This window comes from Streptomyces sp. NBC_01317, from assembly GCF_035961655.1.
Lineage (GTDB): Bacteria > Actinomycetota > Actinomycetes > Streptomycetales > Streptomycetaceae > Streptomyces.
On the sequence record NZ_CP108393.1, the window covers coordinates 6,892,850 to 6,907,410 of the forward strand.

The window sequence follows — 14,561 nt, forward strand, 5'->3', positions numbered from 1 at the left end:
ACGGGCCAGGCGGGGCTGGGCGGCCCAGGCCCTGCCCCGAGCCGCCGCGGCGGGACTCCTGCGCGGATGCGAGGGGCGGATAGGATAAAACCGCCCATACCGGCCGTCTCGGCCGTCTCGCACCGCCCGGGAGTCCCCTCGTGACCGCTGGCATCCAGCCCACCACCCGCCACGTCGACTTCGGCGTCCTGGTCCCGCTGACCGTGTACTTCGACGACTTCGACCCGATGGGCCTGCTCCACAACAGCCGCTACGCGGTGCTGGTCGAGCGCGCCTGGATCGCCTATTGGGAGAGCCAGGGATTCGGCGGCCGGAAGTTCGCCGCCGCCGAGGGCGACGAGTTCAACGTCGTCAAGGATCTGCACATCGTCTTCGACCTGGCCCTGGACCGGGCGGGGGAGTACGCCGTACACCTGTGGCTCGAACCCCTCGGCCGTACGTCGGCCACCGCCGGCTTCCGCGTCTGCTCCGCCGACGCCTCGGTGACGTACGCCCACGGCACCCGTACGGTGGTCCGCCTCGACCCCGGGACCCTGCGGCCCGTCGCCTGGAGCGACCACGTCAGGTCGCTGTCTTCGTCGATGCTCCGTCCGGAGCCGGACCGCTGACCCCGGCCGGCCGCCGGTCGCCCGTCCGCAGCACCCCGGCGCCGACGATCAGGCCGAAGGCCAGCACGGTCACCACCCCGAAGGAGACCACCAGCGAGGTCGCGTCGGCGACCGCGCCGATCGCCGAGGGGGCGATCAGCCCCGAGGTGTACGTGATCGTCGCGACGCCCGCGATGGCCTGGCTCGGGTTGGGCCCGCTGCGTCCGGCCGCCGCGAAGGCGAGCGGTACGACCACCGCCACGCCCAGCCCCAGCAGGCCGAAACCGGCCATCGCGATCAGCGGATGAGGCGCCACGACCACCAGGAGCCCGCCCGCCAGGGCGAGTGTCCCGCCCGTCCTGACCGTCCGTACGGCCCCGAACCGGTCCACCACCCGGTCGCCCGCGAGCCGTGCCACCGTCATGGTGAGGGCGAAAGCCGTGGTCGACGCGGCGGCGACCCCGGCCGAGGTGTCCAGCACGTCCCGGAGGTAGACGGCGGACCAGTCGAGACTCGCGCCCTCCGCGAAGACCGCGCAGAACCCGACCGCCCCGATCAGCAGCGCCGACCTCGGGGGCAGCGCGAAGTGCGGCGGCGGCTCCTCGTCGGGCGCGCTGCGCAGGTCCAGGACCCGTTGGCAGGCCAGCAGGCCGAGCGCTGTCAGTACCAGGGCCGCGATGAGGTGGTGCAGCCGCGCGTCCGTGCCCAGGTGCGCGGCCACGGTGCCGGCGGCGGAGCCGATCAGCGCCCCCAGGGACCACATGCCGTGCAGGCCGGACATGATCGACTTGTCGAGGCGGTTCTCCACCTCCACGCCGAGCGCGTTCATCGCGACGTCCGCCATGCCCGACGTCGCGCCGTACACGAACAGCGCCAGGCACAGCACGTACAGATTGGGCATCAGGGACGGCAGGATGAGGGAGAGCGTCCACAGCGCGAGCAACATGCGCAGTGCCTGCCGCGCGCCGAGCCGGTGGCTGATCGCGCCGGCCAGCGGCATCGCGAGCGACGCGCCGATCGCGGGGAAGGCGAGCGCCAGGCCGAGCTGGCCCGCGCTGATCCCCGCGTGGTCCTGGATCCAGGGGATTCGGGTGGCGAAGCTGCCGGTCACGGCGCCGTGCACGCAGAAGACCGCCATCACGGCCCTCCGCGCCTGCCGCAACCTCGCCCCGTCGTAGACCGCTTCGGTCGTCATCGCGTCCAGTCCTCCCCTGCCGGTCGTGTGTATGGCTACCCGTGCCGTCGATGCGGGGAGTAAATTATCAGGAACCCTGCCTGATAGATAGCGGACCACCGAGCGAAAACACCCGCCGGCGATCTGGAAGGATCCCCGCATGGCCGCATCCCCCAGCACCGCCCGTGCCATCAACGACCGGCTCGCGCTCCGACTCCTCCAGCAGGAAGGCCCGTTGACCGCCGGACAGCTGAAGACGATGACCGGGCTCTCCCGCCCCTCCGTCGCCGATCTGGTCGAACGGCTCCAGGGATCCGGGCTCGTCCACGTCGTCGGGGAGACCGGCGACCGCCGGCGCGGGCCCAACGCGCGGGTGTACGGGATCGTCGCCGACCGCGCCCATCTCGCCGCGCTCGACGTACGGACCCACAGCGTCTCCGTCGTCGTCGCCGACCTGCTGGGCGTCACCCTCGCCGAGGCCACCCTGCCCATCGGCAGCGACACCGCCAGCGAACCGGCCGTCGAGCAGGCCGCCGCCCTGCTGGAACGCACCGCCCGTGAGGCCGGGGCCGTACGCCTGCACAGCGTCGGCATCGGCGCGCCAGGACTGGTCGACCCGGTCAGCGGCGAACTGCGCGAGACCAGCGGGCTGCCCGCCTGGCACCGGCTGCTCGTCACGGCTCTGCACGAACGGCTCCCCGCCACCGTCCTGGTGGAGAACGAGACCAACCTCGCCGCCCTCGCCGAACAGCGCCTCGGCGCGGCCCAGGGGCAGGACACCTTCGTCCTGCTCTGGCTCGGCCACGGCGTGGGCGCGGCCGTCATGCTCGACGGCAGACTCCGCAGAGGCGCCTCCGGCGGCGCGGGGGAGATCGGCTTCCTGCCCGTGCCCGGCACCTCGCAGCTGCCTTCCGCGCTCGCCTGCGACGGCGGCTTCCACACCCTGGCGGGCTCGGCGGCCGTCTGCGAACTGGGCGAGCAGCACGGCCTGACACCCGACCCCGGGCCCCAGGAAGTGCCCGCCGCGGCCTATGTGCGCGCCGCCTTGGCGGCGGGGGAGAAGGGCGAACCGTTCCTCGCCACGCTCGCCGAGCGGCTGGCCATCGGGGCGGCGGCGGTCAGCGCGGTCCTCGACCCCGGCCGGGTGGTCCTGGCGGGCGAGGTCGGGCACGCGGGCGGCGCCGCCCTGGCCGCCCGGGTCGAGGAACGGCTCGCGGCCATGACCCCGCTGCGTACGGAGGTCAGGGCCGGGACCCTGGGCGGTGCGGCGGTCCTGCGCGGGGCGCTGCTGACCGCACGGGACGCCGCGCAGGACGCGTTGTTCGCGCCGGGGGCGGAGATCCGGTGACCGTGCGCCGACCGATCCGATGACTCTGCCCCGACCGGCACGGTGACCATGCACTGACCGTCTGTGAGTCAGCCCACAGGGGTCACCCGGTTGGCCGACGATCAGGCGTGGCACACTGTTTCTGTACCAGAAGCAGCGCACTCCGGGGTCGGTGTAATTCCGAACCGGCGGTTATAGTCCGCGACCCGTCCGCAGCCAGCGGCCGGTTGACCAGGTGAGATTCCTGGACCGACGGTGAAAGTCCGGATGGGAGGCAGTGCGCGGCGGGCCATGATCGGGTATGCCGCCGTCGGCGGTTCGTCCTCGGACGAGCCGGTTCGCCGGACCGGGCGCCCCCGAATATGTCCCGTTTCTCTGTCGTCATCGACAGGCCCCGGAGTCCGTGCCCCAGAGGCAGGAGGACCCGGTGGCAACGGAAGCCGAAGCGGTGACCGACGCGGACGCGATGCGTCGTGCCCTCACGCTCGCCGCCCTCGGACTCGGCTCCACCAGCCCGAACCCGGTCGTCGGATGCGTCATCCTCGACGCCTCGGGACAGCTCGCGGGCGAGGGGTTCCACCGGCGGGCCGGCGGCCCGCACGCCGAGATCCACGCCCTGCGCGCGGCCGGCGGGCGCGCCCGGGGAGGCACGGCCTACGTCACCCTCGAACCGTGCGACCACACCGGCCGTACGGGGCCCTGCTCCCAGGCGCTCGTCGACGCGGGCGTCGCCCGGGTCCTCTACGCGGTCGCCGACCCCGACCCCCGGGCCGGGGGCGGCGCCGACACCCTGCGCGCGGCCGGTGTCACGGTCGAGCGGGGGCCGCTCGAAGAGGAGGCCGAGGCGGGCAACACCGCCTGGCTGACCTCCGTACGCCTCGGTCGCCCCCACGTCCTGTGGAAGTACGCGGCCACCCTCGACGGCCGGATCGCCGCCGCCGACTCCACCAGCCGCTGGATCACCTCCCCCGAGGCCCGCGCCGACGTCCACCGGCTGCGCGCCGAGGCCGACGCCGTCGTGGTCGGCTCGGGCACCGCCCGCACCGACGACCCGCACCTCGCGGTGCGGGGCATCGAGGGCGCCGTACAGCCGCTGCGGGTCGTGGTCGACACCGAAGCCACCGCCGTACGGCCGGGCGCGCGGGTCCTGGACTCCGCCGCGCCCACCCTGATCGCCGTCGCCGAGGACGCCGACCTGGGCGGGCGGGGGCATCTCAAGGACGTCGTACGGCTGCCCCGCGCCGCCCGCGGCCTGGACATCCCCGCCCTGCTCGCCGCGCTGTACGAGCGCGGGGTCCGTTCCGTCCTCCTCGAAGGCGGCCCGGCGCTGGCCGGTTCGTTCGTCGCCGCGGGCGCCGTCGACCAGGTCGTCGGCTATCTCGCCCCGGTCCTCCTGGGCGCCGGCCCCACGGCCCTCGGGGACGCCGGAATCACCACGCTCGCCGGGGCGTTGCGACTCCGCATGACGGAGAGCACCCGGATCGGCGCGGACCTGCGCGTCACCGCCGTCCCCGACAGGGACGACCCCGACACCGCGGGCCGCGACACCGACGCACCCCCAACAGCCGTCCACGACAGCGCCGTCGCCGACACCTCCGTGCCCGCCACCCCGGGCACCGCCACGAAGGAGCACTGAGTGTTCACCGGAATCGTCGAAGAACTGGGTGAGGTCACCGCCGTCGAGAATCTCGGCGACGCCTCCCGCTTCACGCTGCGCGGCCCCGTCGTCACCGACGGGGCCAAGCACGGCGACTCCATCGCCGTGAACGGTGTCTGTCTGACCGTGGTCGACCTGGACGGGGGCGCGTTCACCGCCGACGTGATGGCCGAGACCCTCGACCGCTCCAGCCTCGGCGCGCTCGCCGTCGGCTCCCCGGTGAACCTGGAACGCCCCATGGCCGTGGGCGGCCGGCTCGGCGGGCACATCGTCCAGGGCCATGTGGACGGCACCGGCACGGTCGTCGAACGCGAGGTCTCCGAGCACTGGGAGATCGTCAAGGTCGCGCTGCCCGCCCATCTCACCAAGTACGTGGTCGAGAAGGGCTCCATCACCGTGGACGGCGTCAGCCTCACCGTCGTGGACGCGGGACCCGACTACTTCACCATCAGCCTCATCCCCACCACCCTCGCGCTGACCACCCTCGGCCACAAGGGACCCGGCGACCCGGTCAACCTGGAGGTCGACGTCATCGCGAAGTACGTGGAGCGCCTGCTCGGCGCCGGATCCGGGGAGCCCGTCCAGTGAGCGCCCTGACCTGGCTGAACGGCGAGGCCTTCACCGCCGTCGGGCAGCACATCCTGTGGTCCGACATGATCGGCAACATCATCGGCCTGGGCGCCCTCGCGCTCGGCTGGCGGCGCTCGATCTGGACCTGGCCCGCCCAGTTCCTCTCGGGCGTCGTCCTGGTCGGCGCCTACGCCTCCGCCGACCTCAGCGGCGGAGTGGGCAAACAACTCCTCGTCATCGGCGTGGCGTTGTGGGGCTGGCGGCTCTGGCAGCGCGGAACGCAGCGGAGCGGCGACAACCCCGACGGCACCATCGCCGTCCGCTTCGCCACCTGGCGCGAGCGCGCCGCGCTGGTGGGCGGCACCGCCGTGGGCACGCTCGCCGTCGGCGGCCTCTTCACCGCCTTCCCCGACCTCTCTTGGAACCCCTGGCCCGACGCGTACATCTTCGTCGGCACGCTCGCCGCGATGGTCGCGCAGGCGCGCGGCCTGGTGGAGTTCTGGTTCGCCTGGCTCCTGGTCGACCTCGTCGGCGTCCCCCTCGCGTTCAGCAGCGGGCTCGCCTTCTCCGGTCTCGTGTACGTGATCTACCTCGCCCTCGTCCTGTGGGGGATGCGCGACTGGTGGCTGCGCTCCAGGGCCGGCGCCGTCTCTCTGGAAGGAGCAGCAGCATGACTACCACCGCACTGCCCACCTGGTACTCGACCGACAACGTCGAGGACTTTGCCCTCGACCCGGTCGAACAGGCCATCCGCGACATCGCCGCCGGACGGCCCGTCGTCGTCGTGGACGACGAGGACCGGGAGAACGAGGGCGACCTCGTCATCGCGGCCGAGAAGGCCACCCCGGAGATCATCGCCTTCATGATGAGCGAGTGCCGCGGCCTGATCTGCGCCCCCATGGAGGGGGACGAACTGGACCGCCTCGCGCTGCCGCAGATGGTCGACCACAACACCGAGATGATGGGCACCGCGTTCACCGTCTCCGTGGACGCGGGCCCCGCCCACGGCGTCACCACCGGCATCTCCGCCGCCGACCGGGCCACCACGCTCCAGCTGCTCGCGGGCGGCACGGCGGGCCCCGCCGACTTCGTACGGCCCGGACACGTCTTCCCGCTGCGCGCCAAGGAAGGCGGGGTGCTGGTACGCAACGGTCACACCGAGGCCGCCGTCGACCTGGCCCGGCTGGCCGGACTGCGCCCCGCCGGGGCCATCGTGGAGATCGCGGGCGAGGACGGCGTGATGCTGCGCCTGCCCGACCTCGTGCCGTTCGCCCGCAAGCACGGCCTGACGATCATCTCCATCGAGGACCTGATCGCGTACCGCCGGACGACCGAGCCGACCGTCCGCCGCGAGGCGAAGGTCCATCTGCCCACCGCCTCCGGCGACTTCACGGCGTACGGCTACCGCTCGGTCGCCGACGGCGTCGAGCACCTCGCCCTCGTCCACGGCGAGATCGGCGACGGCGAGGACGTGCTCGTGCGCGTCCACTCCGAATGCCTCACCGGCGACATCTTCGGCTCGCTGCGCTGCGACTGCGGCCCCCAGCTCCAGGCCTCCATGGACCGGATCACCGAGGCGGGGCGCGGAGTTGTCGTCTACCTGCGCGGCCACGAGGGCCGGGGGATCGGCCTGCTCTCCAAGCTGCGCGCGTACGAACTCCAGGAGCGCGGCCGGGACACCCTCGACGCCAACCTGGAACTGGGCCTGCCCGCCGACGCGCGGGACTACGCGGCCGGCGCGCGCATCCTGGACGACCTCGGCGTGCACAGCCTGCGGCTGATGACCAACAACCCCGACAAGACGTCCGCGCTGGTACGGCACGGACTCACCGTCACCGGCCGCGAGCCGATGCCCGTCCAGGCCGGCGAGCACAACCTCCGCTACCTGCGCACCAAGCGGGACCGGATGGGGCACGACCTGCCGTGGCTGGATCCGGCCGTCGCCGTGTCCGCCTGCGGCAACCAGTAGGACGCGTAGACCCGTACACGCACACCCGTACACACACCCGTGACAACGCACAGAACGAGCTTCGAGGAGAGACGTGAGCGGCAAGGGCGCACCCGAACTGAGTGTGAAGAACTGCGGTGACCTCAGGGTCGCCGTGATCGCGGCGCAGTGGCACCAGAAGGTCATGGACGGTCTGGTCGACGGCGCCCTGCGCGCCCTGCGGGAACTGGGCATCGACGAGCCGACCCTGCTGCGCGTGCCCGGCAGCTTCGAACTGCCCGTCGTGGCCAAGGTCCTGGCCGGCCGCGGCTACGACGCCGTGGTCGCGCTCGGCGTCGTCATCCGGGGCGGCACCCCCCACTTCGAGTACGTGTGCCAGGGCGTCACGCAGGGCCTCACCCAGGTCTCCATCGACACCGGCGTCCCCATCGGTTTCGGGGTGCTGACCTGCGACACCGAGGACCAGGCCCTGGACCGCGCGGGCCTGCCGGAGTCGAACGAGGACAAGGGCCACGAGGCGGTGACAGCCGCCGTCGCCACCGCGACCGTCCTCCGTACGGTGGCCGAACCCTGGCGTTGAGAGACGGGACGGGCCGCGTAAAGTGGGCGCCACCATGTCGAAGAAGACGTTCGAGGAGCTGTTCACCGAGCTCCAGCAGAAGGCCGCCAACGGCGACCCCGCCACCTCACGCACCGCCGAGCTGGTGGAAAAAGGCGTGCACGCCATCGGGAAGAAGGTCGTCGAAGAGGCGGCCGAGGTGTGGATGGCCGCGGAGTACGAGGGCAAGGAAGCCGCCGCCGAGGAGATCTCCCAACTCCTCTACCACGTCCAGGTGATGATGGTGGCGCGCGGCATCTCCCTCGACGACGTGTACGCCCATCTCTGAGCCGTACCGCCGCACGCCCCCGGCCGGCCCGCCAGGCCCCGGTCGGGTCCTGTACCACCCGCCCCTCCGCACAAAGGAATCGGACCCCATGCTGCGCATCGCCATCCCGAACAAAGGCTCCCTCTCCGGACCTGCGTCGGCGATGCTCCATGAGGCCGGCTACCAGCAGCGCAAGGAGTCCAAGGAACTGGTCCTGGTCGACCCCGAGAACGCCGTCGAGTTCTTCTACCTCCGCCCCCGCGACATCGCGATCTACGTCAGCTCGGGCCGGCTCGACATCGGCATCACCGGCCGTGACCTGCTGCTGGACTCCGGCGCCAGCGCGGAGGAGATCCTGCCGCTCGGCTTCGCCCGCTCCACGTTCCGCTACGCCACCAAGCCCGGTACGGCCAACGGGGTCGCGGAGTTCGGCGGCATGACCGTCGCCACCTCCTACGAGGGCATCGTCGCCAAGCACCTCGCGGACAACGGCGTCGACGCCTCCGTCGTCCACCTGGACGGCGCGGTCGAGACCGCGATCGAACTGGGCGTCGCCCAGATCATCGCGGACGTGGTCGAGACCGGTACGTCCCTGCGCAACGCGGGCCTGGAGGTCATCGGCGAGCCGATCATGACCTCCGAGGCGATTGTCATCCGCCGCACCGGCGCGGACTCCGAGACGCCCAAGGTGCAGCAGTTCCTGCGCCGCCTCCAGGGCGTCCTGGTGGCCCGCAGCTACGTGATGATGGACTACGACTGCCGCGCCGAGCACCTGGAGCGCGCCGTCGCTCTCACGCCCGGCCTGGAGTCGCCCACCATCTCCCCGCTGCACAACGAGGGCTGGGTCGCGGTCCGCGCCATGGTCCCCGCCAAGGAGGCGCAGCGGATCATGGACGATCTGTACGAGCTGGGCGCCCGCGCGATCCTCACCACCGCCATCCACGCCTGCCGCCTCTGAGACCGGCCCGTTCCCCCGGCCCCGACGCCACCTCTGGAAGACCAAAACGCCATGTCAGTGCTGCCCGTGCTCCCCGTCACCTTCCGGGCCACCCGTACCCGGATCGTGCTCCTCACTGTCGGCGCGGTGATGTTCGCGGTCATCTCCGTCATCGGTATGACGCTGGAGCAGCTGAACCCGGGGGAGCGGCTGAGCTTCATCGTCACCGCCGCGCTGTTCTTCGGGGTGCTCGCGCTCCTGAGCCGCCCGAAGGTCGTCGCCGACGCCGACGGGGTGACCGTGGTCAATCTCACCCGGACCCGCCGGCTGGCCTGGGCGGAGATCCTGCGGGTCAATCTGCGCACCGGCGACCCCTGGGTCTTCCTCGACCTCAGCGACGGCAGCAGCCTGCCCGTCCTGGCCATCCAGCCCGGTGTCGCCAAGGAACACGCCATCCGTGACGCGCGCGCCCTGCGGGCCCTCGCGGAGTCCCACGGCACCGGCACCGACTCCCGGGACACCGCACCGCGGGGCCCCGGGACCGATCCCCGGGGCGCCGGTTCCGGTGACGCCGGAAGCCACAACGGCTGAGCCCCTGCCCTCCACGCCCCTGTCTTGATTACTCTGGTGGGTGGCGGCGCCGAAGTGCGCCGCGCCCCGCGTCCGACGGCCGTGTCCGGCCCGTGGGGCATCCTGCGACCCGAGGAGTGACTCCCTCCAGCAATGGACGGATCATCCGGTAGTACCTGCGCCGCCCCCTTCGACGAGGCGGCGGCATGACCCTCTCCCTTCTGCTGCTCGCCGCGGCATTCCTTCTCATCCTCGCCAACGGCTTCTTCGTGGCGGCCGAGTTCGGCCTCGTCACCGTGGACCGGCCGGACGCCGAGCGCGCCGCCGCCGCGGGCGACCGGCGGGCCCGTACCGTCGTCAAGGCACTCGGCGAGCTGTCGTTCCAGCTCTCCGGCACCCAGCTGGGCATCACCATCACCTCGCTGGTCGTCGGCATGCTCGCCGAACCGGCCCTCGCCCACCTGCTCGACGGGCCGCTGACCGCGACCGGGCTGCCCGACGGCGCCGTCTCCGGGATCTCGGTGGTGGTGGGCATGCTGCTCGCCTCCGCCGTCCAGATGGTGATCGGCGAACTCGTCCCCAAGAACTGGGCGGTGTCCCGGCCGCTCCAGGTGGCCCGGTTCGTCGCCGGACCGCAGCATCTCTTCTCCACCGCGTTCCGGCCGGTGATCACCCTGCTCAACACCGTCGCCAACCGCCTCGTCCGGATGCTGGGCGTGGAACCGACGGACGAGCTCGCCTCGGCCCGTACCCCCGGCGAGCTGGTCTCCCTGGCCCGGCACTCGGCCCAGGCGGGCACGCTCGAACAGGACACCGCCGACCTGTTCGTACGGACCCTGTCCCTCGGCCGGCTCACCGCGCAGCACGTGATGACACCCCGCGTGAAGGTCAGCGCCCTCCAGTCGGACGCGACCGCCGCGGACGTCCTCAACCTGACCCGGGCCACCGGTCTGTCGCGCTTCCCCGTCTACCGGGAGCGCATCGACGAGATCGTCGGCATGGTGCATCTCAAGGACGCGCTGGCCGTGCCCCGCGACGAGCGGACGCGTACGGAGGCCGGGCGCATCGCCGTCCCGGCGCTGCTGGTCCCCGAGACCCTGCCCGTCCAGCAGCTGCTGGAGCGGCTGCGCAGCGAACAGCCCATAGCCGTCGTGGTCGACGAGTACGGCGGTACGGCCGGGGTCGTCACCCTGGAGGACATCATCGAGGAGCTTGTCGGCGAGGTCCGGGACGAGCACGACGCCGAGGGCGACGGGCGGCCGGAACTGGCCCCTGTCGCCGCCGAGGACGGCAGGCCCGCCTGGGAGGCCGACGGCAGCGCCCGCGTCCTCACCCTGCGGCGCATCGGCCTGGACGTGCCCGACGGCCCGTACGAGACGCTGGCGGGCCTCGTCGCCGATCTGCTGGGCCGTATCCCCGCTCCCGGGGACCGGGCGGAGCTGCCCGGCTGGCGGCTCTCCGTCCGGCGGGTGGACCGCTACCGGGCGGAGCGGGTACGGCTGGTCCGTACCGGCGACGTACCGGCGGAGGCGTACCAGGACAGCTCAGAGGACCTCGCCGCCGACGCTCCCGCCTCCCGTCCCGCCGGATCCCGCGCCGGAGGTCCCGCGAAGGTCCCGGTGGGCGTGGCCGGTGACGGTCCGTCCGGCGGCGCGCACGACGACCTGCCGGGCCTGGCCGCCCAGGACGCGGGCCGCGTGGCCCACCAGGACGCCGGCCGTGCCGCCCAGGACGCCTCCACGGACGCCCCCGCGATGGCGGAGGGCTCCCGATGAGCGTGCTGCAACTCGGCCTCGCCGTGCTTCTCGTCCTGGCCAACGGGTTCTTCGTCGGCGCCGAGTTCGCCCTCGTCTCCGTACGCCGCAGCCAGATCGAGCCGCACGCCGCCCTCGGCTCCGCCCGGGCCCGGCAGGTGCTGCACGGCCTGGAGAATCTGCCGCAGATGATGGCGGCCGCGCAGTTCGGCATCACCGTCTGCTCCCTGACGCTCGGCGCGGTGGCCGAGCCGACGGTGGCGCGTCTGCTGGAGCCGCTGTTCCACGCGGTCCGGGTGCCCGAGGGGCTGATCCATCCGCTGGGCTTCGTCATCGCCCTGGCGCTGGTGGTCTTCCTGCACCTGGTCATCGGGGAGATGCTCCCGAAGAACCTCGCCATGGCGGCCCCGGAGAAGACCGCGCTCTGGCTCAGCCCCGGCCTGGTCGGCTTCGCCCGGCTCTGCCGCCCGGTCACGGCCGCGCTGGGCGCCTGCGCCCGGCTGGTCCTGCGGGCGTTCCGGGTCGAGCCCAAGGACGAGGTGGAGGCGGTCTTCACCAGTGAGCAGCTCAACCGCCTCGTCGAGGACTCGGGCCAGGCCGGGCTGCTCGACGCGGAGGCGCAGGAGCGCCTGGAGGACGCGCTGGAGCTGGGCAGCCGCCCGGTCACCGACGTCCTGCTCGCGCGCGCGTCGCTGGTGACGGTGACGCCCGCCGTCACCCCGCGCGAGATCGAGGAGCTGACCGTACGGACCGGCTTCTCGCGCTTCCCGGTGTGCGCGGAGGGCAACGCGGCCTTCATGGGCTACCTCCACGTCAAGGACGTCCTCGACCTGGAGGCGGACGAACGGGCCGTACCGCAGCACGTGTGGCGGCCGATGGCGACCCTGCGGGCGGAACTGCCGCTGGACGACGCGCTCACCGTGATGCGCCGTGCGGCCACGCACCTCGCCCAGGTCGCGGACGCGTCCGGGCGGGTGCTCGGGCTGGTGGCGCTGGAGGACGTGCTGGAGATGCTGGTCGGTGAGGTACGGGACCCGTCCCACCGGGAGAACAACCAGGCGTTGGCACTCTGACGCGCGAGCTGTGACGTGACAGAGGGCCGACCCCCGCGGGGCCGGCCCTCTGTCGTTCGGCTTCGCGCCCTGCTCAGGGCCCCGGCGGCTCCTGCTGGCCCCGGTTCACCGGACCCCGGCCCGATAGCACCTCTCCGTACGCCTGCATCAGGTCGGGCAGCCGCAGTGTCGCCAGGTCGTCGCGTCCCGGGGTGCCGCTGTACCCGGACAGCCGCAGATCGCGGTACGCGCAGCTCTTCTCGTACAGCGTCCTGAGGAAGCGCCCGTTGCCCAGCTCGTCGATCCAGCCCTGGGCGACGACGTGCGCGCTGATCGAGCGCAGCTCGTCCACCGACTCCTCGTCCCAGGCGTCGCCGTTCTCCGCGGCCAGGACCTGGCCGATGGCGGTCAGCTCCAGTGGCCGGTAGCTGGGGAAGTCGACCCGGCTGGTGAAGCGCGAGGAGAGGCCGGGATTGGTGGCGAGCAGCCGGTCCATGCCCTCCGGGTAGCCCGCCAGGATCACCACCAGATGGTCGCGGCTGTCCTCGGCGCGCTTGAGCAGCACCTGGAGGGCCTCGTCGCCGTAGGCGTCACCCTTGCTGTAGCCGGTGTTGGCGAGGCTGTACGCCTCGTCCACGAACAGCACCCCGCCGATCGCCGAGTCGATCAGATCGTTCGCCTTGACCGCCGTCTGGCCGAGGAACTCACCCACCAGATCGGCCCGCTGGGCCTCCACGAGATGATCCCCGCCGAGCAGTCCGAGCGCGTAGAAGACCCGGCCCAGGATGCGGGCGACGGTGGTCTTGCCGGTGCCGGAGGGGCCCGAGAAGACAAAGTGACGTTTCGGCGGCTGGACGGGCAGTCCCTCACCGGCCCGCAGCCGCGCCATGTTGAGCTGCGCCGAGAGCGCCTTGACCTGCCGCTTGACCGGTTCCAGGCCGACCATCCGCTCCAGCTCGGCCAGGGCGCTCGCCAGCAGGACCGGATCGGTGGGGCCCGCCGGGAAGCGCGGGGGAGCGGGCTGCACGGGCAGCGGGACCTTCTCCCGTACCCCGTCGAAATTGTCGGGCGGCGGGTCCGCCGGGCCGCTGCCCATCAGCGGCTGCGGTTCGCCGCCGAGGTGCGCGTCGGGGGCGGGCGGGGCCTCCGGATCGCCCTGCGCGTCCACCGCCTCCTGGCCGAAGCCCGCCAGGGCCACCGAGGCGAGCCCGCCCGGGTCGTCGGCGCCCTCGTACCCGTCCAGGTCCGTGATCGCCGCGAGCCGGGCGGCCGTGTCCATGAACGACGGGTCGAGCCGGTGCACGGCGCGGTAGAGCGGTAAGGCGGCGGCGCTGCGGCCGGTGCCCTCGTGGGCGCGCGCCAGCCAGTAGCGCAGCTCCTTGCGCTGCGGCTGCTCGCTGCGGCAGCGCATCAGCGCCGTGGCCAGCAGCGGCTCCGCCTGGGTGAACATCTCCAGCCTGACCCGGGCCATGCCGCCGAAGAGGCCCGCCTCGATGCCCAGGAGGGTGTCGTCGACGAGCGGTTCGGTGTGGCGTACCAGCTCGTCCCAGTCCTTGACCAGGTACGCGCGGCACGCGTGCAGGAACCGCACCTGCGTATCGGCGTTCACCGGCGGCAGCGCGGCGAGCGCCCGGTCGAGTTCCGGTACGTGCCGGCCGTCCAGCCAGTGCGAGGCGTGCGCGAGCAGCAGGTCCCGGCCGCTCTCCAGCACCGGTTGCACCCACCAGCCCAGCCAGTACCAGGAGTTGAGCGTACGGCGGTGGTGGGCGCGCTGCTCGCCGAAGCGGTCGCGGTGGCGGTACATCCGGAGCAGGGCCGTCGTGGTGTCGACGCGCAGCGCGTGCAGCCCCAGCCAGCCGTCGGCCATCCCGGGATCCAGCCGTACGGCGGTCCTGAACTCCTCCTCCGCCTGCGGATACGCGCCCATGGTGTACGCGTCCACGCCACGCACCCAGGCGAGGTCGGCCGGGGCGTGCGTGCCCTGCGTGCCGAAATCCATCAGGTCCCCCACAAACCGTGCACCCATGATGTCCCGCCGGGCGGGAGCCCGTCGGCAGCGTGCCGAACCACCTTGTCGCGGACGGGAATTGACCGCACCGAGATGCATCGTACCTGCGCA

At 72.5% G+C, this 14,561-nt stretch carries 14 protein-coding genes and 1 riboswitch; of the genes, 12 read left to right on the forward strand and 2 right to left on the reverse strand.

Annotated elements, in window-relative coordinates; translation table 11 throughout:
* The first annotated feature begins 140 nt into the window (after positions 1–140).
* A complete protein-coding gene (locus OG349_RS30090; RefSeq protein WP_327237573.1) occupies positions 141–608 on the forward strand; it encodes an acyl-CoA thioesterase in 468 nt (155 codons plus the stop codon).
* Here OG349_RS30090 and OG349_RS30095 read toward each other — a convergent pair.
* The gene (locus tag OG349_RS30095; RefSeq protein WP_327237574.1) at positions 562–1,782 is read right to left on the reverse strand and encodes an MFS transporter; all 1,221 of its coding nucleotides are present in this window, start codon (positions 1,780–1,782) and stop codon (positions 562–564) included. The genes OG349_RS30090 and OG349_RS30095 overlap by 47 nt on opposite strands.
* 139 nt (positions 1,783–1,921) lie before the next feature.
* On the opposite strand from OG349_RS30095, the gene OG349_RS30100 reads away from it, so the two are divergent.
* The 11 genes from OG349_RS30100 to OG349_RS30150 all read left to right on the forward strand — a co-directional run bounded on the left by OG349_RS30100 (position 1,922) and on the right by OG349_RS30150 (position 12,463).
* Entirely contained in the window at positions 1,922–3,109 is a 1,188-nt protein-coding gene (locus OG349_RS30100) for an ROK family transcriptional regulator (RefSeq protein WP_327237575.1), read from the forward strand.
* A 133-nt stretch (positions 3,110–3,242) separates the two neighbouring features.
* A riboswitch (FMN riboswitch) is annotated at positions 3,243–3,373 on the forward strand.
* A 181-nt stretch (positions 3,374–3,554) separates the two neighbouring features.
* A complete protein-coding gene (gene ribD, locus OG349_RS30105; protein WP_327238783.1) occupies positions 3,555–4,724 on the forward strand; it encodes a bifunctional diaminohydroxyphosphoribosylaminopyrimidine deaminase/5-amino-6-(5-phosphoribosylamino)uracil reductase RibD in 1,170 nt (389 codons plus the stop codon).
* Positions 4,725–5,333: a riboflavin synthase gene (locus tag OG349_RS30110; RefSeq protein WP_327237576.1), complete on the forward strand. Its 609-nt coding sequence runs from the start codon at positions 4,725–4,727 to the stop codon at positions 5,331–5,333. It begins immediately after the preceding gene.
* Positions 5,330–5,989, forward strand: coding sequence for a nicotinamide mononucleotide transporter family protein (locus OG349_RS30115; RefSeq protein ID WP_327237577.1), 660 nt, complete (start codon positions 5,330–5,332; stop codon positions 5,987–5,989). The genes OG349_RS30110 and OG349_RS30115 overlap by 4 nt, the downstream gene beginning before the upstream one ends.
* Positions 5,986–7,284 carry a bifunctional 3,4-dihydroxy-2-butanone-4-phosphate synthase/GTP cyclohydrolase II gene (locus tag OG349_RS30120; RefSeq protein WP_327237578.1) on the forward strand — a complete coding sequence of 433 codons (1,299 nt, stop codon included), beginning with the start codon at positions 5,986–5,988 and terminating at the stop codon, positions 7,282–7,284. Before OG349_RS30115 ends, OG349_RS30120 begins: the two co-directional genes overlap by 4 nt.
* 73 nt (positions 7,285–7,357) lie before the next feature.
* The gene (ribH, locus tag OG349_RS30125; RefSeq protein ID WP_327237579.1) at positions 7,358–7,843 is read left to right on the forward strand and encodes a 6,7-dimethyl-8-ribityllumazine synthase; all 486 of its coding nucleotides are present in this window, start codon (positions 7,358–7,360) and stop codon (positions 7,841–7,843) included.
* Between the two features lie 34 nt (positions 7,844–7,877).
* Positions 7,878–8,150, forward strand: a complete 273-nt coding sequence (locus tag OG349_RS30130) for a phosphoribosyl-ATP diphosphatase (protein WP_161310382.1) — start codon at positions 7,878–7,880, stop codon at positions 8,148–8,150.
* 88 nt (positions 8,151–8,238) lie between these two features.
* A complete protein-coding gene (gene hisG / locus OG349_RS30135) occupies positions 8,239–9,087 on the forward strand; it encodes an ATP phosphoribosyltransferase (protein WP_327237580.1) in 849 nt (282 codons plus the stop codon).
* Between the two features lie 51 nt (positions 9,088–9,138).
* Positions 9,139–9,657 (forward strand): PH domain-containing protein, encoded by a 519-nt coding sequence (locus OG349_RS30140; protein ID WP_327237581.1) that lies wholly within the window; start codon positions 9,139–9,141, stop codon positions 9,655–9,657.
* Positions 9,658–9,842: 185 nt separating this feature from the next.
* The gene (locus OG349_RS30145; protein ID WP_327237582.1) at positions 9,843–11,411 is read left to right on the forward strand and encodes a hemolysin family protein; all 1,569 of its coding nucleotides are present in this window, start codon (positions 9,843–9,845) and stop codon (positions 11,409–11,411) included.
* The gene (locus OG349_RS30150) at positions 11,408–12,463 is read left to right on the forward strand and encodes a hemolysin family protein (protein WP_327237583.1); all 1,056 of its coding nucleotides are present in this window, start codon (positions 11,408–11,410) and stop codon (positions 12,461–12,463) included. The genes OG349_RS30145 and OG349_RS30150 overlap by 4 nt, the downstream gene beginning before the upstream one ends.
* Positions 12,464–12,536: 73 nt before the next feature.
* Here the strand turns inward: OG349_RS30150 and OG349_RS30155 are convergent, their stop codons facing one another.
* Positions 12,537–14,441 (reverse strand): AAA family ATPase, encoded by a 1,905-nt coding sequence (locus tag OG349_RS30155; RefSeq protein ID WP_327237584.1) that lies wholly within the window; start codon positions 14,439–14,441, stop codon positions 12,537–12,539.
* Positions 14,442–14,561: the final 120 nt, after the last annotated feature.

What these genes read in the sequence shown, in the direction of transcription:
- OG349_RS30130 (WP_161310382.1), top strand. Translation starts at nt 7,878, where the DNA reads ATGTCGAAGAAGACGTTCGAGGAGCTGTTCACCGAGCTCCAGCAGAAG.
- OG349_RS30145 (WP_327237582.1), top strand. Translation starts at nt 9,843, where the DNA reads ATGACCCTCTCCCTTCTGCTGCTCGCCGCGGCATTCCTTCTCATCCTC.
- hisG (WP_327237580.1), top strand. Translation starts at nt 8,239, where the DNA reads ATGCTGCGCATCGCCATCCCGAACAAAGGCTCCCTCTCCGGACCTGCG.
- OG349_RS30150 (WP_327237583.1), top strand. Translation starts at nt 11,408, where the DNA reads ATGAGCGTGCTGCAACTCGGCCTCGCCGTGCTTCTCGTCCTGGCCAAC.
- OG349_RS30155 (WP_327237584.1), bottom strand. Translation starts at nt 14,441, where the DNA reads ATGGATTTCGGCACGCAGGGCACGCACGCCCCGGCCGACCTCGCCTGG.
- OG349_RS30140 (WP_327237581.1), top strand. Translation starts at nt 9,139, where the DNA reads ATGTCAGTGCTGCCCGTGCTCCCCGTCACCTTCCGGGCCACCCGTACC.
- ribD (WP_327238783.1), top strand. Translation starts at nt 3,555, where the DNA reads ATGCGTCGTGCCCTCACGCTCGCCGCCCTCGGACTCGGCTCCACCAGC.
- OG349_RS30120 (WP_327237578.1), top strand. Translation starts at nt 5,986, where the DNA reads ATGACTACCACCGCACTGCCCACCTGGTACTCGACCGACAACGTCGAG.
- OG349_RS30100 (WP_327237575.1), top strand. Translation starts at nt 1,922, where the DNA reads ATGGCCGCATCCCCCAGCACCGCCCGTGCCATCAACGACCGGCTCGCG.
- OG349_RS30095 (WP_327237574.1), bottom strand. Translation starts at nt 1,782, where the DNA reads ATGACGACCGAAGCGGTCTACGACGGGGCGAGGTTGCGGCAGGCGCGG.